The organism is Arthrobacter sp. 2762 (genome assembly GCF_040548745.1).
Taxonomy (GTDB): domain Bacteria; phylum Actinomycetota; class Actinomycetes; order Actinomycetales; family Micrococcaceae; genus Arthrobacter.
Genome location: NZ_JBEPSI010000006.1, coordinates 206,019 through 224,492, shown reverse-complemented (window position 1 = coordinate 224,492; position 18,474 = coordinate 206,019). Strand labels below are relative to the sequence as shown.

The following is an 18,474-nucleotide window of genomic DNA, read 5'->3' as shown; positions in this document are numbered from 1 at the left end:
CCAAGCCAGTGACACATCCCCCACCCAGCCTGACAATGTAGACAGGACCTACAGCCCATGACCACCCAACCCAGCCCTGCCCTCGCCATGGAAGCTCCAGCAGAAGGAGCAGCCCAAGCCAGCAAAGTTCCCCACCGCTGGCGAAACCTCGCTGTCCTCACCGGCGTTACGGTCGTGGACAACACGGAAGCCGGCCTCAGCGCCACCCTGTTCCCGACCATTGCGGCGGCCCTGAAACTGCAGAGCAGCCACCTCGGCCTGCTGGCCGCACTCGGCAAAATTATTGCTGTCCCAGCCGGTCCGGCGTGGGCCTGGCTTGCCGGGAAGATCGGCCGACGGAAAGCGCTGATCGCCACTACCCTGGCAGGTGGCGTCTTCGGCATAGCCGCAGGTTTCTCCCAGGACTTCGTTCAACTGTTGATCCTCAACACGCTGATGTCGGCGTCGATCATCGGTGGAAGCCCGATCGCCAACGCCATCATCGCGGACTCCTTCGATGACAGCCAGCGCGGCAAGGCTGCGGGATACTTCTACGGATTCATGAGCCTCATCAGTTCCTTCATCGCCCCGCTCATCGCATTGTTCACGGGAATTACTGACGGCTGGCGCTTCGGCATGTGGACCATCGGTGGCATTTGCATCCTGGCCGGCCTGCTGGTGGCACTGCTCCTGAAAGATCCCGGGGTGGGCGCTTCCGAGAAGCAGCTCGCAGACCTCAGCGGCCGCGAGAGCCTCGCCCCGAAAGTCACTGTCCGCTCGGTGGCCTCCCTGTTCCGGATTCCGAGCTTCTCCATCATGATGCTCTCGCGGCTGCTCTCCGGGCACCTCCTCATCGCGATCTTCGGTATCCAGTTCCTCGTGGTGGAACGGGGCTTCACCAACGCCGTCGCGGCCATCGTCCTGGTGCCCTTTGGGCTCGGCTACTTTGCCGGGACCGCCGGTGGCGGCTGGCTCGTCGCCCTCCTGGACCGGATCCTTCCCGACAGGGGCCGGGTTGCCTACCTGCAGGGCGCCCAGGTTCTCTTCGCCGCCGTCGCATTCTTCGCAACCCAATTCGACTACGACAACATCGGCATCTACAGCGCGTTCTGGGCCCTGATCGGCTTCGCCCAAGGAGCCAACCCGCCCGCCAACCGTCCGATCGTCGCGGCCGTTGTCCTGCCGGAACTCAGAGGCCAGGCCTTCGCTATCTTCCTGACAGTTTTCGAGACCATCGGGTGGGCTGCATTCTCCCTCGGAGCGGGCGCCTTGGCCTCAAGCCTCGGAATCCAGGCCGTGTTCCTCTGGACGCTGGTGATCCTCATGCTGGTCAACGCAGCAGTCCTCACCGCCCTCTACTTCTGCTACCCGCGGGACGTGGAGCGTGTCCGGAATGCGTTGGAGCAGCGCCGGCAGGAAGCACTGCACCAGGGCTGACTTAGGCATCCGTTCGGGCTCGACGTCGGCACTCAGGTGAGTGCCGACGTCGCGGCTTAACTCGTGGCGAAGTTGCCGACGCTGAGTTGTTTGTGGTCGATGAGCCACTCAAGGGACTCGCGGACCGCTTGTTCCGGCTCATACCGGGGCGCGTAACCCAGCAGGGACTTGGCCTTCTCAATGCTGAAGCAATGGTTGCGTGACAGATGGCTCCAGCTCGTATCCGCGTGCCCAGGTGCGGTGGTCCTGCGGAACTCCTCCCAACTGACTGGCTCGAGGCGAGGTTCCTTCCCGAACCACGACGCAGCGATCCCGACATATCCGCGAACTGTCAGTGCGGTGGGAGCAACAATGTTGAAGTCCTCCCCGGCGGCCGCTTCACGTCGCTGGATGGCTTTCTCGAAGGCTTGCGCGACGTCGTCGGCGTGCACGTGATGCATCAGCTCGGTGCCACTTCCGGGAACCTTTAGCGGCCGGCCGGCGGAGACCGTCTCCCACACGCATGCGTCCAGGTTTCCCAGCGGTCCGATCGGCTGCCAACCAGGTCCGACGATGTGACCGGGGTGCAAGGACGTAGTAGCCAGTCCGCCGGAAGCCGTCTCTTCCTTCAACATGCGGGCTATAGCGCGCTTCTGGATGCCGTACTCATCGGTTGGGCCGCAGCAGAATCCGAGCCCTCCGCGATGGGCAGCTTCATGCTGGCGCCATACCGCCAAATAGAACCGCAGTGCAGGAGGTGGCCTGCCTCGCTGCGGAGTCGGTTCACCAGCGCGGTGGCGGAGTCGAGCGTAAAGCAGACCAAGTCAATCACGACGTCGGCACCCAGTTCCACGATCCGGTCACCGAAGATGCTTGCCCGCATGAGTGACCGCTTCCCGTGGATGCTTGCCTTGAACCCAGCTGACCAAAACGTTTGCGCTAATGAAATCCTGGCGGCGGCAAGGGCGTCCTTCGCCACCAATCAGCCCCATCTTGCCATTGCGGAACTGACCTCATGGCGCGAGACTGCCACAGCCATCACCGCCGGCCTCGGCAAAGAACCTGTGAAGTGGCTCGAAAGTGCGGAAGCCGTCGAGCGTCCGTAGAACATGGTGAAGGGTGATAGGAGCGAAAAGGTTGAGCGTCCGTCGAAGAAGAGTTAGTACGAACTTCGGTTTGCCTCTGTGCAGGCGCGGCGTGGTTGGACCGATCTGAAAGCCACGATCAGGAACCCCCTGGTCGATGCGTGGGATTTTCTGACGCGCACCCCTGAGCAGATAACTCCCTTCAACTACCCTTTACGTGGTGAGCTGAGTCTTGTGAAGCGAGACGGTGCCACCCATGAGAGATGGCAGCACAAGCCCACACTTAAAGGTGATGCCCGAATATGGTTCTACGTCGTGGGCCAAGAGGTCTTCCTTGAGCAGGTCCATACGAGCCACCCCAATGAGACCAAGAGCTGAGTGAACATGCATCCGTGAACTACTCGGCCAGCTCTGACCAACGAGGGAGTCACACGAGCGGCCAGCCCCGTCGAATCTACAGCTCAGACGTTCGGGCGCCCTGGAGTCAGCTCTGGGTTCTGATTTGGTCCGGTCAGGAAATAGCCAATGAAGGTGACGCCCTCAGACGTGGCATCAAATTTATCGATCAGGACGTCAGCAGGCTCGTAAAACACGTCACCGGCTCGCAAAATCGTCTGTTCGCCGCCGTCGACCTGAAACAGGACCGAACCAGTCTCAATAACTCCGAACACCGGACCGTTGTGATGATGCGGACCGCCAACAATATCCGGCTGCATAGTGATGCGGCGAATGTGCATTCCTGCAGTGACTCTGTCGTCGAAGGGCTGCTCAAGGAGAGTTACTCGCACAACTGGTTCCGTCATGCCCTCATTCTGCCAGCTGTCGACTCTTACACTGGCCTGCGCGGTGGAGGTGCCCTAAACGCTACACATCTACTCCGGAAGTAACGGTGGCCTTGAGCGCGGCGCTTACCATCCTCAACTCAGCTGCCCTGCGGAGACATCAACCGACGATTGGCCAGCAACCTGACGACTCACTTCTCCCAAGCTCGACAAACCCCATGCCCTCGTGACTAGCATGAATACTCCGGGCAAGCCCGGGTACGTGACCTCTTGAACGACCCCCTCGGACGGTCGGCGTTGACGCGGCGACCACGTAAAGGAGAAAGCTGTGCGGGAGCCTGTAGTCAGCGAGAGCCTGTCAGAAACCAACGGGAATCCAGAGGAAACACCGGAGGATCCGCAGGAAACGCAACCCGAGGAAACCGCCACAGAGTCACCAGAGATCACGTTTGACGAACAGTTCTATCCCGCCCGCCCGAAAGCCCTCCGGCCGATCGCCCGACGCCGGCAATTCTTCGCAGCCAGGCCCTCCTTGGAATTCGATGGGCGCAATCCGACGTATGTGGACTGGCTTCGCAACCAGTCGATGCTCGGCGATGCCAACACCATGGCCCGGCAGCTCTCGGGCCAGGCGAGCATGTGGCAGAACGCCTACGCCCGGCCAAACCCGCGGGCGGCAGTGGAGCGTGCACCTGTGTGGTTCACGGCTTACCCTCTCTCCTTTATCACCCGCGAGGGTCAGTCATTCCTGTCCGCGCTGGGAGAACCGGGCCTCTGGAAGGCGTTCCGGGAGATCGGCATCCGCGGACTCCACACTGGCCCCGTAAAGCTCGCCGGAGGCATCAGCGGTTGGTCCCAGACGCCCAGCGTGGATGGCCATTTTGACCGCATCAGCATGGCGATCGATCCGGCGTTCGGCACGGAGGAAGAATTCCGCCGGATGTGCGAAGTCGCCGCAGATCATGACGGGACGGTCATCGACGACATCGTGCCCGGGCATACAGGCAAAGGCGCCGACTTCCGTCTCGCCGAGATGAACTTCCGGGACTACCCGGGCATCTATCACATGGTGGATATCCCCGAGGAAGACTGGCACCTGCTGCCCGATGTTCCCGAGGGCGAAGATTCAGTGAATATCAGTCCCGACGCCGAGCAGGCCCTGCAAAAAGCCGGGTACATCATCGGCAGGCTCCAACGGGTGATCTTCTACGAACCCGGGGTCAAGGAGACCAACTGGAGCGCCACCAGGCCGATCGTGGATACCACCGGCAAAACCCGCCGCTGGGTGTATCTTCACTACTTCAAGGCCGGGCAGCCATCCATTAACTGGCTGGACCCTACGTTCGCCGGGATGCGCTTGGTGGTGGGCGATGCGTTGCACTCCCTCCTGGATCTGGGCACCGGTGCCCTGCGGCTGGATGCCAACGGCTTCCTCGGCGTGGAGAAGAGCGCGGAGGAACAGCCGGGCTGGTCGGAAGGCCACCCCCTGTCCGAGGCAGCGAACCAGCTCATTGGCTCCATGATCCGTAAAGTGGGCGGGTTCTCTTTCCAGGAACTCAACCTCACCATTGATGACATCAAGGCGCAGTCCGAGTCGGGCCCGGATCTTTCCTACGACTTCATCACCAGGCCCGCCTACCACTATGCGCTGGTCACCGGTGATACCGAGTTCCTGCGGCTGACCCTTCGGTTGGCCATGGAGATCGGCGTGGACCAGGCCTCCCTGGTGCATGCGCTGCAGAACCACGACGAACTGACCTACGAACTGCTCCACTTTGCCGCTGGACACAGGGAAGACATCTTCGAGCTTGGAGGCGAAGAACTGACAGGCGCCGAGGTTGCCGAGAAGGTCCAGAGCACCCTGCGGGAACGCCTCACCGGTGAGAACGGGCCCTACAACGCGGTCTTCACCACCAACGGCATCGCCTGCACCACGGTCAGCTTCCTCATGGCGGCGCTGGGCGTCAAGGATCCCGCTGCCATCACCAAGGAACAAGAGTCCCAGGTCCTGGACGCCCACGTGCTCCTCTCCATGTACAACGCGCTGCAGCCCGGGGTCTTCGCCCTTTCCGGCTGGGACCTTACGGGCATCACAGCCTTGGACCGCGCCACGGTACGTGAGCTCACATCGCAGGGGGACACCCGCTGGATCAACCGCGGGGCGCACGACCTCATGGGGACGAGCCCCGATGCCAAGACGTCGTTGGCCGGGATGCCCCGCGCTACCAGTCTTTACGGTCCGCTGCCTGAACAGCTCAAGGATTCAGCCTCCTACGCCCGGCGCCTCCAGCAGATCCTGAAAGTAAGGGAAGAATCAGGGATCGCAACGAGCACTTTGCTGGACGTGCCTGACGTTTCCAACCGCGGGCTGCTCGTCCTGGTCAATCAACTCGGCAGCGGCGAGCTTGAGGTCACCGTCCTGAACTTCTCCGACCAGGACATCGCAGGCAGCATCCAGTCCTCGCATCTTGTCCCCGGCGCCAGCGTCCACGATCTCTTCAGCCGCGAAAACGTGGGGCAAGTGGATGATCTTGGCAGCTTCTTCCTCGAACTGCGGGCGTTCCAGGGGACCGCGCTGGTTCTGAAGGAAACGGAGACCGAATAGAAGGCCCGACGTCGGCACTCGGGTGAGTGCCGACGTCGGGGTCTATGGCTGGTTGATTAGCCGTGGCTGGGCCGTAACGTCAATCCAGTAGCGCCGAAAATACCGTCCGTCCTCAGCCTGCCTCAGATCCTCGAGCTGGCCGCCACAACGCTCAATGGTCTTGGCGGACGCTGCATTCGCATCATCGCAGGTCAAAAGAACACGATCAGGTTCTCCCTCTGCAGCCAAATGGGCGCAAACTTCCTGCAGAGACCAGGCTGCCGCACCGCGCCCGCGATCGGACGGCCGAACACCATATCCGATATGGCCTCCCGAGTGCAGGAGCGCAGGAGTGAGGTAGTGGCGGAACGCAATTGCCCCCACATACCGAGATCCCTCGGTGATCCAGCGATAGGTGCAGGGAACAATGCCGACCTTCTCAGCGGCTTGTTCAGCCTCCGCCAGCCGCCGAACCCAAGCCGCGAAGCCTTCCTGGCTGGTGATGTCATCGTCCGCCAACAACCCCGCACCGTCCTGATGGACCCCATCCCACTCACGGTGCGACTCTGCAAACGACTGGTAATAGGAGGCATCCGGTGCAACAAGTTTGAACATGTGCACGACTATATCCGCGGTGTTCAAAGTCCCGACAAATCAATGATCTTCCCAGCAACTGCTGCCACCGCGAACAGCGCAACTCTTTCAAAGTGACTGGAGCTAACCGCTGCGCCTTGGTAGCTTTCAACGATGGCCATCAAACTTGAGAATGTGGGTATCGCTGTTCGCGACATCGAAGAAGCAATCGCCTTTTTCACCGATCTTGGTCTTACGGTCATCGGCCGTGACACGATCAGCGGCGAATGGGCGGACATTGCCGTAGGACTTGATGGAAACCATGCCAAGATCGCCATGCTGCAAACTCCGGATGGTCAGGGTCGCCTTGAACTCTTCGAATACATCCACCCGGAAGCGATCGAGTCGAACCCCACTCGCCCCAACGATATTGGCATGCACCGCGTGGCCTTTTCGGTTGACGATATCGATAAAGCCCTTGACGTAGCTGCAAAGCACGGATTCCATCCGCTTCGCGGCGTGGCGACTTATGGCGACGTCTACAAACTCACATACCTCCGCGGCCCCAGCGGAATTCTTGTCATGCTCGCCGAGGAACTGAAGAAAGCCTGACGCCCGAGCATCGTCACATCAGTGGCGCGACGTTCGGGCGATCTCTTGGGCAAAATCGTTCAATACCGCAGCCACAGCTTCTGGATGGCTCAAGGCTGCGTAGTGACCACCTGGGATTTCCACCGGTTCGATTCCAAGCCGCTGATGTACTTGGCGTCTCATGAATGAAGCAGGAAAGAACCGGTCCTCACGGCACACTATTGCGATGGTGGGGACCGCCGGATGCCGACCAGGCCAAGGCCCGGCCATCCATGCACCTTGCTGATCGCGCTCCCTGTCGCGGGCCTGATCCGCCAGATCTTCAGGGACGTCGTTGAAGAAGGCTTCCTGGGGGTCGGGGTCTATAGTCTCCCTGTCGTGGCCAGTGTTGATCCACCAGTCGCCGAACGTCTCGCCCGGCAGTGGGATCATTCCTGCCAAATACACAAGACCTTCCGAGTGGAGCTCGTCGCAAACCAAGGGTGCCGTAAAGCCTCCCAGCGAGTGGCCCACCACGATGGTGTGCTGAGCATCGCCCACCGCTGCAGTCACCGCATGGGTGTAATCCTCAAGCCCTGCAGCGTCGTCTTCGATCGGTAAGTCAACCGCGACGGCGCCGTGCCCCGAGGCCTCAAGCAGGGACCTGACCAGATGCCAGTCCCATGCCGTGGAACCGCCACCATGAATCAGTACGAAAACGGCCACGATTTCACCCAATTTCCAGGGACATCACGCGTGAGCTGTTACCAGCGGATCGGGCTTCTGCGAGCTGACTCCGGAAGCGCTCTCAAGTGGTAGGCCATTCCGGACCCAGTACTCGATTCCGCCTATCATTTCCTTCACGGAATATCCCAGTTCGGCGAATGCCAGCGCCGCGAAGGTGCTGCCGTTGCAACCCGGACCCCACGAGTAGACCACCACTTTCGAGCCGGACGGAATCAAACCACCAGCCAACGCCGGAACATGCGCAGTCGGAATATGTACCGCGCCGGGAATATGCCCGTGATTCCATGAGGACTGCCGGCGCGTGTCCACCACAACCAGGGAACCCGGCTCCGAGTCTGCCACTTCCATGACGTCGATCTCACACTGCAACTTGGCGCGAAAATAGGCGGCAGGATCGAGTTTTGTGGCGGCCGGTGGCGTTTTCACGTGTCCTCCGTTGAGAAAATCGGATTCAGCGGAGATTCTCATTCCGCCAAAGCAAACACTACGCTGAGCCTCCCTTTTCCGGCGCCCCCGGGGTAGACTCCAGCCCACGACGCGGGGAAGTCTGTGGCATTTTGGGGGGATTCCAGTGGGAACTGTTGCCGGTAATTCAGGTCTGCCTTTTCATCGCACTTCGGAGAAACCACGACGCCGATGGGCAGCTGTGCTTTCGGCTGCCGCCTCGCTATCCCTGCTACTTTGCGCGATGCCGGGCACTACGGTGCGGGCCGACGTCGTGGTGAACAACATTAACGTGGGCGAGGGCGCCAGCGACGTTGTCGTCAACCCTGTCACCAACACCGTGTACGTCACGACGAACGACGGACTAACCATCGTCAATGGGAGCACGCAAGCCACCGCCAAGGTGAAGACAGGTGGGGTCCCGGCGGACCTGGCCCTCAATATCGCCACGAACAAGATCTATGTGAGCAACAAGGGCGGCGAAGCGAGCGGAACAGTTGCAGTAATTGATGGAAGTACGCACACCGCGACCCAAGTCTCCGTTGGTCCCGATCCATATGCCATCGCCGTCAACCAAACCACGAACAAGATCTACGTCGGTAACCGAGCGGGCCTGTCTGTGATCGATGGAAAAACAAACGCCAGCACAACCATCAACACTGGTTGGGTAACCCAAGTAGCGATCAACCAGACCACGAACCGCGTTTATGTCTTGGCCAACGGCGTGAAAGTCATTAATGGCGCCACTAACAGCGTGACTCAGATCGACATGGGCTCCAGCGTTGCTTGGCCGACCAACTTGGCTGTCAATCAGGTCACCAACAAGGTCTACATTGCTTCGCGTGTCCGCAATTACATGGAACTCGAAGTCCTGGACGGGGCCTCCAACCAAGTGCAGGCGATCTACTCGGATCTGAACTCAAGCCCGGCTGGACTTACTGTCGATGAGACGAACAACAGGATCTACCTGGGGCGCACATTGCTCGGGGACGGCACGCTGTCATCACGGACTGGGGTCCTGTCCATTTTCGGCGGTGAAGGTGGCGGTCCCATTGATATCAGGACAGGGGAAACGCCAGGGAAAATCGCGGTCAACGGCAAGACCAACAAGGTGTACCTCGGTGGGAGCTACCTCGGCATCGCAGTCGTCGATGGCACAACCTTTGCCTTGACCACGCTATTTATGAAGTCCGGAACCGCCATTGGGGTCAACGAGACCACTAACAGAATCTACGTCGCCAAATGGTCCGGAACCGTGGCTGTCATTGACGGGAACATTCCGTCCCAGCTGAAGAACGACTTTAGTGGAGATCGGAAAACGGACCTCCTCGCCCAGGACACTTCAGGTTTGCTGTGGCTCTACCCCGGAAACGGCGCGGCTGGTTGGCAACCCCGTACACAGGTGGGTTCGGCTTGGAACTCCACGACCGCCGTCGTAAGTCCTGGCGATTTCAGCGGCGACAAGAAACCGGACGTCCTGGCCCGCGACGGCGCTGGCCATTTGTGGATGTATCCCGGAAACGGGTCGGGCGGCTGGTTGCCCCGTGTACACGTCGGCTCAGGCTGGAACACCATATCCGCCATCGTGACACCGGGCGACTTCAACGGGGACGGCACAGCGGACATTTTGGCGCGGGACGCGTCGGGAGTCCTCTGGCTGTACCCGGGTGACGGCCGCGGGGATTGGCTTCCTCGAACCAATCTGGGAGCGGGATGGAACGCCCTGACGGCAATCGTTGGCCCTGGAGATTTCGATAGCAACGGTACGCCCGATGTCCTTGCCCGCGACGGCTCCGGGCTCCTGTGGCTCTATAGCGGCGATGGGACCGGAGGCTGGTGGGGGAACCGCAAGCAGGTAGGACAGGGATGGAACTCGATGACCGCGATCGTCGCCCCAGGAGACTTCAGCGGCGACGGCCGTCCGGACATTGTGGCCCGCGACAGCAGCGGCGCACTCTTCCTGTATCCCAGTGCGAGCGGCGGGGCGTGGCTGCCCACTGTACGAATTGGGCAGGGCTGGAACAGCATGACCGCCATTTTCTGAGCAACAAGCTGACGTTCTTCACGGCGGGCACGGGCAGCCCTAGGCTGGAAACATGCCGAAGGTGAGTGTCAACGGCGTCGGGCTTTACTACGGGGAACACGGCGAGGGCGTGCCGATTCTGGGCATACACGGTACGCCCAGTTCGGCAGCTCTGTGGGCCGAAGCCGCTGTGGAGCTGGGCAGTCACGGGCGGTGCATCATTTTCGACCGCCGCGGTTTCCACCGCAGCGCGCTCGCCCCGCCTCCGGCCACCTTGGACCTTATCCAGCACGTCGACGACGCCGCGGCCCTCCTTGCCGCGCTTCACGCAGGACCCGCCGTGGTCATCGGCCGCGGCACCGGCGGGCTCATAGCCCTGGAGTTGGCGCGGCGTTTCCCGGACAAGGTGAAAGCGCTCGTCCTGCTGGAGCCGGCTTTGTTCACAATAGATCCCGACGCCGGCACTTGGGCCCGCGGGCTGCGGCAGCGGGTGCTGGAGGCCTCGCGCGACCGCCCCCTCGGCGCGGCGGAGGTTCTGATGGTGGAAGCCTTGGGCGTTGAGTTTTGGGATGCCTTACCGGGCGACATCCAGGAAATACTCGCCCAAACCAGCCCGGCAGTCCTGGCGGAGATTCGTGGCCGGGGACTCGACCTCAGTGATTCCCCTCTGGAGTTGAATGAGGACGACCTTGCAGGCATTCGGCGGCAAACCCTCATCCTGTCCGCCGAAGACTCTCCGCATGTCCTCCGGCTTATCACCGCGCGGCTGTCCGGTGCGCTGCCCTTTACAGAGTCCGTGCTGGTGCCGGGAGGCCATCTGATCAACCCAGCACATCCGGCCGTTCTGGACTTTGTGGACAGAGTGGCTGCCACACCCAGTTCCTGGATATAGCTTCGCAATCGAGAAGATACCCCCAGGGGGTACTTGATCTTATACCCCCGAGGGGTATACATTCGAAGCATGAGCAATGCAGACCTGAGCTTCAACCACATGAGCGCGGACCTCCCGACCATCGAAGTCGATCTCGAGCACGCCGCGCCGCACGGTTACACCAGCAACAAGGATGCATACCTACGCCGCCTGAAACGCATTGAGGGGCAGGTCCGCGGCATCGCGCGCATGGTGGAAGAGGACAAGTACTGCATCGACATCCTCACGCAAGTAGCTGCTGCCACCAAGGCCCTGCACGCCGTCAGCCTTGGGCTCGTCGAGGAGCACATCGGCCACTGTGTGGTTGGCGCCGCCTCCGAGCCCAATCCGGAAGCCCGCGCCGAACAGATCGACGCCAAAGTAAAGGAGGCCACCGATGCCATCGGGCGCCTGCTGCGGTAATTCCGCCAACACACATCACACCATTCAACTCACCACCAAGGAGCGCATCATGAGCCAGACCATCCAGACAAACGTCAACGTTTCCGGCATGACCTGCGGCCACTGTGTTTCAAGCGTGAGCGAGGAACTCGAAGCACTTAACGGCGTGGAGGACGTCTCCGTGGACCTCAACCCCGGCGGGCTGTCCACCGTAACCATCACATCCACCAGCCAGCTCTCGCCGTCAGAAATAGGCGAGGCCGTTGCAGAAGCCGGCTACTTGGTGGTAGCCAACGAAGCCTAGGAGTCCTCTTGAGTAGCCAGGAGACCTTCAATCAGCCCGAAACCCGGGTCATCGAACTGGACATAGAGGGCATGACCTGCGCCTCGTGCGTCAATCGGGTTGAGCGGAAGCTCGGCAAGCTTGAAGGCGTTGAAGCCAGCGTCAATCTCCCCTTGGAATCGGCCCACGTGACGGTCCCGGCTACAGTAACGGACCAGCAAATCGTCGATACCGTCAACGCCACAGGCTACAAAGCCAAAGTCCGCCAACCCCCAGCCCCGCACACCCGCCCCGGGCACAGTGACACCCAGGACCACCAGAACCACTCTGCCCATGAGGGCCATCAAAATACGTCCACCCATCACGGCGCGATGGCGCCGGACCATACAACGTTGGTTGTGCCTGGCGGGAGCGGGCACGCCCACGGCGGAACCGCCGGAGGCGTGCGGCAGCATGCGTCCAAGCGAGGCACGAGCGAGCATGCAGAGCACGGCGCCGGCGGTTCCGCACCCGCCGACCACGCCGATCACGAGAATCACGCCGAGCACGCAAACCACATGTCGCACGGCCCAGCCGCGTCAACACTCCGCCCACGCCTGATCACGGCAGCCGTACTGACCGTGCCCGTCTTCGCAATCTCGATGGTGCCTGCCCTGCAGTTCACAAATTGGGGCTGGATTGTGGGTGCACTGGCGCTGCCAGTGGTTAGCTGGGCTGCATGGCCCTTCCATAGGGCCGCTGCTGTCAACGCCCGGCATTTCGCTTCCACTATGGACACGCTCGTTTCCATCGGGGTGATCGCGGCCTACCTTTACTCCGCGTGGCAGTTGTTCGCGGATCCCCGGATGACTGAGCATCCCGGCATGGAAAGCATGTCCGGTGGTGGGCTGTATTTCGAGGTCGCCGCGGTTGTCACCACGTTCCTGCTTTTGGGCCGGTACTTGGAAGCAAATGCGAAGGCCAAGGCCGGCGACGCTTTGAAGGCCCTACTGAATCTTGGCGCCAAGGATGCCACCATTTTGGTGGACGGCCGGGAGCAAAAAATACCTGCAGAAGAACTCCTGGTAGATGACGTTATTGTGGTCCGCCCTGGTGAGAAGATCGCGACGGATGGTGTGGTCATTGACGGCGCGTCCGCCGTCGACGCCTCTCTCGTCACCGGCGAATCAGTTCCGGTCGAAGTCGGTCCGGGCAGTCAGGTGACAGGCGCCACCATCAACACCTCTGGCCGCCTGTTGGTACGGGCTACACGGGTTGGGTCCGACACCACCCTTGCGCAGATGGGCCGTTTGGTCAGCCAGGCGCAGACCGGAAAAGCGCCGATCGCACGTCTGGCGGACAGGATCAGCGCGGTGTTCGTGCCGATTGTGCTGGTGCTTGCGCTGGTGACGTTCCTGTTGTGGCTGTTCTTCTCCGGCGACCTCAACGCGGCGTTTACGGCTGCGGTTGCTGTCCTCGTGATCGCTTGCCCTTGCGCTTTGGGCCTTGCAACTCCTGTTGGCCTGCTGACCGGAACGGGCCGTGGCGCCCAGTTGGGCATCCTGATCAAGGGCCCGCAGGTGCTCGAGGACACCCGCCACGTGGACACCATCCTGTTGGACAAGACCGGCACCGTGACCAGCGGAAAGCTGGCCGTGGATCATACGGTCGCCCTCAACGGCCACTCACCGGCCGCAGTTCTGACGCTTGCCGGTGCGGTTGAGTCGGCATCGGAGCACCCCATCGCCCATGCGATTGCGGCAGCAGCCAAGGAAGCAATGCCCGACGCCGGTACTCTCCCCGGTGTGGATGGCTTCAGTTCCGCTCCTGGCGGCGGAGTCCGGGGAACCGTGGCGTTGGACGGCACCGCAAAAACTGTTGTCGTTGGGCGCTCGGGCTGGCTTGAGAAGAACGGCATTGCCCTCGATTCCAGCCAGCGGGACGAACTCGCAGCCCAGGAGAACAGCGGTGCAACTGCAATTTGGGTGGCCGTGGACGGTCAAGCTGCGGGAATCGTCAGCTTGAGCGATACCATCAAGCCCGGCTCGGCTGCTGCGATCCAGCGGCTGAAGGACCTGGGTATCCGTCCGATGCTCCTGACGGGTGATAACGCTGCCGTGGCCGCCCAAGTAGCTGCCGCCGTCGGGATTTCACCTGACGACGTTTTCGCTGGGGTCTTGCCCGAAGGCAAGGTCGACGCGGTGCGGAAGCTTCAGGCTTCCGGCGCAACTGTGGCCATGGCCGGCGACGGTGTGAACGACGCCGCAGCGTTGGCGCAGTCCGATCTTGGCATTGCGATGGGATCGGGCACGGATGTCGCGATCGAAGCCTCGGATCTTACGGTGATGGGCAGCGATCTGGGTCAGCTCGTTCAGGCAATTGAGCTCTCCCGCAAGACGCTATCCACCATCAAGACCAATCTGTTCTGGGCCTTCTTCTACAACGCTATTGGTATCCCGGTGGCAGCTCTTGGACTGCTGAACCCGATGATCGCGGGCGCAGCGATGGCAGCGAGCTCCGTACTTGTTGTGGCGAACTCCCTGCGGCTGCGATCCATACAACGTTGGTTGTGCCTGGCGGGAGCGGGCACGCCCACGGCGGAACCGCCGGAGGCGTGCGGCAGCATGCGTCCAAGCGAGGCACGAGCGAGCATGCAGAGCACGGCGCCGGCGGTTCCGCACCCGCCGACCACGCCGATCACGAGAATCACGCCGAGCACGCAAACCACATGTCGCACGGCCCAGCCGCGTCAACACTCCGCCCACGCCTGATCACGGCAGCCGTACTGACCGTGCCCGTCTTCGCAATCTCGATGGTGCCTGCCCTGCAGTTCACAAATTGGGGCTGGATTGTGGGTGCACTGGCGCTGCCAGTGGTTAGCTGGGCTGCATGGCCCTTCCATAGGGCCGCTGCTGTCAACGCCCGGCATTTCGCTTCCACTATGGACACGCTCGTTTCCATCGGGGTGATCGCGGCCTACCTTTACTCCGCGTGGCAGTTGTTCGCGGATCCCCGGATGACTGAGCATCCCGGCATGGAAAGCATGTCCGGTGGTGGGCTGTATTTCGAGGTCGCCGCGGTTGTCACCACGTTCCTGCTTTTGGGCCGGTACTTGGAAGCAAATGCGAAGGCCAAGGCCGGCGACGCTTTGAAGGCCCTACTGAATCTTGGCGCCAAGGATGCCACCATTTTGGTGGACGGCCGGGAGCAAAAAATACCTGCAGAAGAACTCCTGGTAGATGACGTTATTGTGGTCCGCCCTGGTGAGAAGATCGCGACGGATGGTGTGGTCATTGACGGCGCGTCCGCCGTCGACGCCTCTCTCGTCACCGGCGAATCAGTTCCGGTCGAAGTCGGTCCGGGCAGTCAGGTGACAGGCGCCACCATCAACACCTCTGGCCGCCTGTTGGTACGGGCTACACGGGTTGGGTCCGACACCACCCTTGCGCAGATGGGCCGTTTGGTCAGCCAGGCGCAGACCGGAAAAGCGCCGATCGCACGTCTGGCGGACAGGATCAGCGCGGTGTTCGTGCCGATTGTGCTGGTGCTTGCGCTGGTGACGTTCCTGTTGTGGCTGTTCTTCTCCGGCGACCTCAACGCGGCGTTTACGGCTGCGGTTGCTGTCCTCGTGATCGCTTGCCCTTGCGCTTTGGGCCTTGCAACTCCTGTTGGCCTGCTGACCGGAACGGGCCGTGGCGCCCAGTTGGGCATCCTGATCAAGGGCCCGCAGGTGCTCGAGGACACCCGCCACGTGGACACCATCCTGTTGGACAAGACCGGCACCGTGACCAGCGGAAAGCTGGCCGTGGATCATACGGTCGCCCTCAACGGCCACTCACCGGCCGCAGTTCTGACGCTTGCCGGTGCGGTTGAGTCGGCATCGGAGCACCCCATCGCCCATGCGATTGCGGCAGCAGCCAAGGAAGCAATGCCCGACGCCGGTACTCTCCCCGGTGTGGATGGCTTCAGTTCCGCTCCTGGCGGCGGAGTCCGGGGAACCGTGGCGTTGGACGGCACCGCAAAAACTGTTGTCGTTGGGCGCTCGGGCTGGCTTGAGAAGAACGGCATTGCCCTCGATTCCAGCCAGCGGGACGAACTCGCAGCCCAGGAGAACAGCGGTGCAACTGCAATTTGGGTGGCCGTGGACGGTCAAGCTGCGGGAATCGTCAGCTTGAGCGATACCATCAAGCCCGGCTCGGCTGCTGCGATCCAGCGGCTGAAGGACCTGGGTATCCGTCCGATGCTCCTGACGGGTGATAACGCTGCCGTGGCCGCCCAAGTAGCTGCCGCCGTCGGGATTTCACCTGACGACGTTTTCGCTGGGGTCTTGCCCGAAGGCAAGGTCGACGCGGTGCGGAAGCTTCAGGCTTCCGGCGCAACTGTGGCCATGGCCGGCGACGGTGTGAACGACGCCGCAGCGTTGGCGCAGTCCGATCTTGGCATTGCGATGGGATCGGGCACGGATGTCGCGATCGAAGCCTCGGATCTTACGGTGATGGGCAGCGATCTGGGTCAGCTCGTTCAGGCAATTGAGCTCTCCCGCAAGACGCTATCCACCATCAAGACCAATCTGTTCTGGGCCTTCTTCTACAACGCTATTGGTATCCCGGTGGCAGCTCTTGGACTGCTGAACCCGATGATCGCGGGCGCAGCGATGGCAGCGAGCTCCGTACTTGTTGTGGCGAACTCCCTGCGGCTGCGATCGTTCGGGAAGTAGGACCAACTACGTAGCAGCACATGACGTTCCGGACTCCCGGAACGTCATGTGCTGCTATTCAGGTTGCAGGGTTGGCCCTATGCCGTCCCGAAGCGGACAGCAGCCCGGGCCTTTGCCTTGGCGGCTTCCTCATCACGGTTCTTCGCCGGGGCGTGACTCACCAGCGAATCCAGTAAATGCTGAGTGATGTGGGCGATCTCGTGGACGGCCTCAGCGAAAGCCTCCTCGTTGGCCTTGGAAGGCTTGGTGGACCCGCTGATCTTGCGAACGTATTGCAGCGCGGCGGCCTCCACTTCTGCCGACGTAGCGTGGGGTTCAAAGTTATGAAGAGTCCTGATATTCCGGCACATAACCCCATGCTAACTATGGGCAGTGCTGCATGGGGAGGGGTGCCCATCGACGCTTTTTGGAATCCCACGATAGGTTTTAGCTATTGGATCTTCCGGATGAGCCGGAGGCCGCTGGGGATGCCGAAGAGCTCGGGTCCGAACAAATGAAGGAGAATCTCATGGCTATTTGGGGTGCAGATGTTGATCAGCTTCGTCAGCTCGGTAACAAGCTGAAGGCCGGTGCCGAGAACATCGAGCAGCAGCGTTCACAGCTGAAGGGTGCCCTTGACGGCACCGACTGGAAGGGCCCGGACGCTGACAAGTTCCGCGGCGAGTGGGACAGCCAGCACGCTTCCAACCTGAAGAAGGTTGCCGACGCCCTTCGCGAAGCCGGCGACCGCGCTCAGAAGAACGCTGAGCAGCAGCAGCAGGCTTCCAACTAAGACAGTTGGGAAAACCCCGGACGCCAAAGGCGTTCGGGGTTTTCGCTTGTCTGCGATCGAAATTTGCAGTTGTTCGCCTCCCCTGCCGTTGTACGGCGAGTGCTGCGAACAAACCCGGGAGCCGCCGCCCCTTAGTCCCGCGGGACCTTGACGACAGGCCCGGAAGGGACAGGTTCGACGTCGTTCGCGTGATCCAGGACGCGGGCCCGGGCAGCCTCCTCAGCGGTCCGGGCGGCCTTACGGTCACCTCGCAATTCGTCCACGCGGACCAGGACCACACCGCCCACAATCAGAAGTCCGCCCACCAACTGGATGGGACCCGGCAGTTCGCCCAACAGCAGCCACGCCCAGATTACGGCGAACAGCACCTCTGTCAGGGAAACGAATGACGCCACTTTGGACCCCAGGCTGCGCGCCGCCATGATCCCGGAGACGTAGGCGAGCACGGTCGCGAGAATAACAAGTCCCACAGCCGACACCCACCAAGGTATTGTCCATGGGCCAAGGGTGGTATCAGCGGTACTGAAAGTCATGGGAATCAACCCCAGGGCACCCGCCAGCCACATGACCAGCGCGCCAACCAGAAGCCCACCCGAGGCGAGCACCAGTGGAGGAAGGGAGTCGTTTTCCTTGGCTGTGATGAAGAAGTAGATCACCAGGCACACGGCGGCAGCCATGCCCCAAAGAACACCGATGAAGTCCACCTTCACAGCGCCGGTCAGGTCCAGGACAAGGACCAGCCCGCCCAGCGAAAGCAATGCGCCAGCTGCGGTAAGGGCCCGTGGGCGGCGACGGCTGGCGATCCACAGCCACAGCACGATCATGACCGGAGCAAGGTATTCGAGCAGCAGTGCGACACCCACGGACAGGCGGGCCACCGCATTGAAGTAGAACAGCTGGCAGCCGGCCACTCCGATGAGCCCGAACAGCAGGATGGTCAGCCAGTTGTCCTTGAGTTGGTGCCAGCGGCCGCGAAGAACTACGACGCCGGGAATCGCCAGAATCAGCGCGGCACCGGTGAGTCGCACGGCAACAGCCGCCCCGGGTGACCAGCCGGTTTCCAGCATGGATTTGGCGAACGAGCCGGAGGTTCCGAAAACCGCGGAAGAAAACAGAGCGATGCCGAGTCCCGAGGCCAGGAAACCTTTTGCATCAGCCTTCGTCTTTGTAGCTGACACAGCAGCCTCCTGTCAGGAGTAAAGTGGGCT

General features: G+C 61.6%; 18 protein-coding genes and 1 pseudogene. 11 read left to right on the top strand and 8 right to left on the bottom strand.

What is annotated here, in order from left to right:
- Positions 1-57: 57 nt before the first annotated feature.
- Entirely contained in the window at positions 58-1,416 is a 1,359-nt protein-coding gene (locus tag ABIE18_RS13400) for an MFS transporter (protein ID WP_499723252.1), read from the top strand.
- Positions 1,417-1,472: 56 nt separating this feature from the next.
- On the opposite strand, the gene ABIE18_RS13395 is transcribed toward ABIE18_RS13400, so the two are convergent.
- Together ABIE18_RS13395 and ABIE18_RS13390 are read right to left on the bottom strand one after the other, a co-directional pair.
- Positions 1,473-2,030: an NAD-dependent epimerase/dehydratase family protein gene (locus ABIE18_RS13395; protein WP_499723251.1), complete on the bottom strand. Its 558-nt coding sequence runs from the start codon at positions 2,028-2,030 to the stop codon at positions 1,473-1,475.
- A gap of 5 nt (positions 2,031-2,035) precedes the next feature.
- Complete coding sequence (locus ABIE18_RS13390) at positions 2,036-2,278, bottom strand: hypothetical protein (RefSeq protein ID WP_499723250.1); 243 nt, start codon at positions 2,276-2,278, stop codon at positions 2,036-2,038.
- Here ABIE18_RS13390 and ABIE18_RS13385 point away from each other — a divergent pair.
- Positions 2,277-2,501, top strand: a complete 225-nt coding sequence (locus ABIE18_RS13385) for a hypothetical protein (protein WP_499723249.1) — start codon at positions 2,277-2,279, stop codon at positions 2,499-2,501. The genes ABIE18_RS13390 and ABIE18_RS13385 overlap by 2 nt on opposite strands.
- Before the next feature lie 440 nt (positions 2,502-2,941).
- On the opposite strand, the gene ABIE18_RS13380 is transcribed toward ABIE18_RS13385, so the two are convergent.
- On the bottom strand, positions 2,942-3,283 hold the full coding sequence (locus ABIE18_RS13380) for a cupin domain-containing protein (RefSeq protein WP_499723248.1): 342 nt from the start codon (positions 3,281-3,283) through the stop codon (positions 2,942-2,944).
- 307 nt (positions 3,284-3,590) lie between these two features.
- Between ABIE18_RS13380 and treS the strand changes: the two genes are divergently transcribed.
- A complete protein-coding gene (treS, locus tag ABIE18_RS13375) occupies positions 3,591-5,867 on the top strand; it encodes a maltose alpha-D-glucosyltransferase (protein WP_499723247.1) in 2,277 nt (758 codons plus the stop codon).
- Positions 5,868-5,909: 42 nt separating this feature from the next.
- Here treS and ABIE18_RS13370 read toward each other — a convergent pair whose 3' ends face one another.
- A complete protein-coding gene (locus tag ABIE18_RS13370; RefSeq protein ID WP_499723246.1) occupies positions 5,910-6,461 on the bottom strand; it encodes a GNAT family N-acetyltransferase in 552 nt (183 codons plus the stop codon).
- 132 nt (positions 6,462-6,593) lie between these two features.
- Between ABIE18_RS13370 and ABIE18_RS13365 the strand changes: the two genes are divergently transcribed.
- Positions 6,594-7,031 carry a VOC family protein gene (locus ABIE18_RS13365; protein WP_499723245.1) on the top strand — a complete coding sequence of 146 codons (438 nt, stop codon included), beginning with the start codon at positions 6,594-6,596 and terminating at the stop codon, positions 7,029-7,031.
- A gap of 18 nt (positions 7,032-7,049) precedes the next feature.
- Here the strand turns inward: ABIE18_RS13365 and ABIE18_RS13360 are convergent, their stop codons facing one another.
- Together ABIE18_RS13360 and ABIE18_RS13355 are read right to left on the bottom strand one after the other, a co-directional pair.
- A complete protein-coding gene (locus ABIE18_RS13360) occupies positions 7,050-7,715 on the bottom strand; it encodes an alpha/beta fold hydrolase (protein ID WP_499723244.1) in 666 nt (221 codons plus the stop codon).
- A gap of 24 nt (positions 7,716-7,739) precedes the next feature.
- Positions 7,740-8,084 (bottom strand): rhodanese-like domain-containing protein, encoded by a 345-nt coding sequence (locus ABIE18_RS13355; protein WP_499723335.1) that lies wholly within the window; start codon positions 8,082-8,084, stop codon positions 7,740-7,742.
- Positions 8,085-8,424: 340 nt separating this feature from the next.
- On the opposite strand from ABIE18_RS13355, the gene ABIE18_RS13350 reads away from it, so the two are divergent.
- From ABIE18_RS13350 to ABIE18_RS13325, 6 genes and pseudogenes are all read left to right on the top strand, one after another.
- A complete protein-coding gene (locus ABIE18_RS13350) occupies positions 8,425-10,224 on the top strand; it encodes an FG-GAP-like repeat-containing protein (RefSeq protein WP_499723243.1) in 1,800 nt (599 codons plus the stop codon).
- Between the two features lie 52 nt (positions 10,225-10,276).
- On the top strand, positions 10,277-11,095 hold the full coding sequence (locus ABIE18_RS13345) for an alpha/beta fold hydrolase (RefSeq protein WP_499723242.1): 819 nt from the start codon (positions 10,277-10,279) through the stop codon (positions 11,093-11,095).
- A 99-nt stretch (positions 11,096-11,194) separates the two neighbouring features.
- Entirely contained in the window at positions 11,195-11,536 is a 342-nt protein-coding gene (locus tag ABIE18_RS13340) for a metal-sensitive transcriptional regulator (protein WP_499723334.1), read from the top strand.
- Positions 11,537-11,585: 49 nt separating this feature from the next.
- Positions 11,586-11,819 (top strand): heavy-metal-associated domain-containing protein, encoded by a 234-nt coding sequence (locus ABIE18_RS13335; protein WP_224092768.1) that lies wholly within the window; start codon positions 11,586-11,588, stop codon positions 11,817-11,819.
- Between the two features lie 8 nt (positions 11,820-11,827).
- Positions 11,828-14,332: pseudogene (locus ABIE18_RS13330) on the top strand (heavy metal translocating P-type ATPase); the annotation flags it as partial.
- A 173-nt stretch (positions 14,333-14,505) separates the two neighbouring features.
- Entirely contained in the window at positions 14,506-16,494 is a 1,989-nt protein-coding gene (locus ABIE18_RS13325; RefSeq protein WP_499723241.1) for a copper-translocating P-type ATPase, read from the top strand.
- Positions 16,495-16,571: 77 nt separating this feature from the next.
- Here ABIE18_RS13325 and ABIE18_RS13320 read toward each other — a convergent pair whose 3' ends face one another.
- Complete coding sequence (locus ABIE18_RS13320) at positions 16,572-16,844, bottom strand: DUF2277 domain-containing protein (protein ID WP_216924537.1); 273 nt, start codon at positions 16,842-16,844, stop codon at positions 16,572-16,574.
- A gap of 158 nt (positions 16,845-17,002) precedes the next feature.
- Here ABIE18_RS13320 and ABIE18_RS13315 point away from each other — a divergent pair, with 158 nt between their 5' ends.
- On the top strand, positions 17,003-17,266 hold the full coding sequence (locus ABIE18_RS13315; RefSeq protein WP_011776688.1) for a WXG100 family type VII secretion target: 264 nt from the start codon (positions 17,003-17,005) through the stop codon (positions 17,264-17,266).
- A 131-nt stretch (positions 17,267-17,397) separates the two neighbouring features.
- On the opposite strand, the gene ABIE18_RS13310 is transcribed toward ABIE18_RS13315, so the two are convergent.
- Positions 17,398-18,444, bottom strand: coding sequence for an EamA family transporter (locus ABIE18_RS13310; protein ID WP_499723240.1), 1,047 nt, complete (start codon positions 18,442-18,444; stop codon positions 17,398-17,400).
- Positions 18,445-18,474 lie beyond the last annotated feature (30 nt).

Coding starts and splice junctions, on each gene's coding strand:
- ABIE18_RS13400 (WP_499723252.1), top strand. CDS start 58: ATGACCACCCAACCCAGCCCTGCCCTCGCCATGGAAGCTCCAGCAGAA.
- ABIE18_RS13395 (WP_499723251.1), bottom strand. CDS start 2,030: ATGTTGAAGGAAGAGACGGCTTCCGGCGGACTGGCTACTACGTCCTTG.
- ABIE18_RS13385 (WP_499723249.1), top strand. CDS start 2,277: ATGAGTGACCGCTTCCCGTGGATGCTTGCCTTGAACCCAGCTGACCAA.
- ABIE18_RS13390 (WP_499723250.1), bottom strand. CDS start 2,278: ATGCGGGCAAGCATCTTCGGTGACCGGATCGTGGAACTGGGTGCCGAC.
- ABIE18_RS13380 (WP_499723248.1), bottom strand. CDS start 3,283: ATGACGGAACCAGTTGTGCGAGTAACTCTCCTTGAGCAGCCCTTCGAC.
- ABIE18_RS13370 (WP_499723246.1), bottom strand. CDS start 6,461: ATGTTCAAACTTGTTGCACCGGATGCCTCCTATTACCAGTCGTTTGCA.
- ABIE18_RS13365 (WP_499723245.1), top strand. CDS start 6,594: ATGGCCATCAAACTTGAGAATGTGGGTATCGCTGTTCGCGACATCGAA.
- ABIE18_RS13355 (WP_499723335.1), bottom strand. CDS start 8,084: ATGGAAGTGGCAGACTCGGAGCCGGGTTCCCTGGTTGTGGTGGACACG.
- ABIE18_RS13350 (WP_499723243.1), top strand. CDS start 8,425: ATGCCGGGCACTACGGTGCGGGCCGACGTCGTGGTGAACAACATTAAC.
- ABIE18_RS13345 (WP_499723242.1), top strand. CDS start 10,277: ATGCCGAAGGTGAGTGTCAACGGCGTCGGGCTTTACTACGGGGAACAC.
- ABIE18_RS13340 (WP_499723334.1), top strand. CDS start 11,195: ATGAGCGCGGACCTCCCGACCATCGAAGTCGATCTCGAGCACGCCGCG.
- ABIE18_RS13335 (WP_224092768.1), top strand. CDS start 11,586: ATGAGCCAGACCATCCAGACAAACGTCAACGTTTCCGGCATGACCTGC.
- ABIE18_RS13325 (WP_499723241.1), top strand. CDS start 14,506: ATGTCGCACGGCCCAGCCGCGTCAACACTCCGCCCACGCCTGATCACG.
- ABIE18_RS13320 (WP_216924537.1), bottom strand. CDS start 16,844: ATGTGCCGGAATATCAGGACTCTTCATAACTTTGAACCCCACGCTACG.
- ABIE18_RS13315 (WP_011776688.1), top strand. CDS start 17,003: ATGGCTATTTGGGGTGCAGATGTTGATCAGCTTCGTCAGCTCGGTAAC.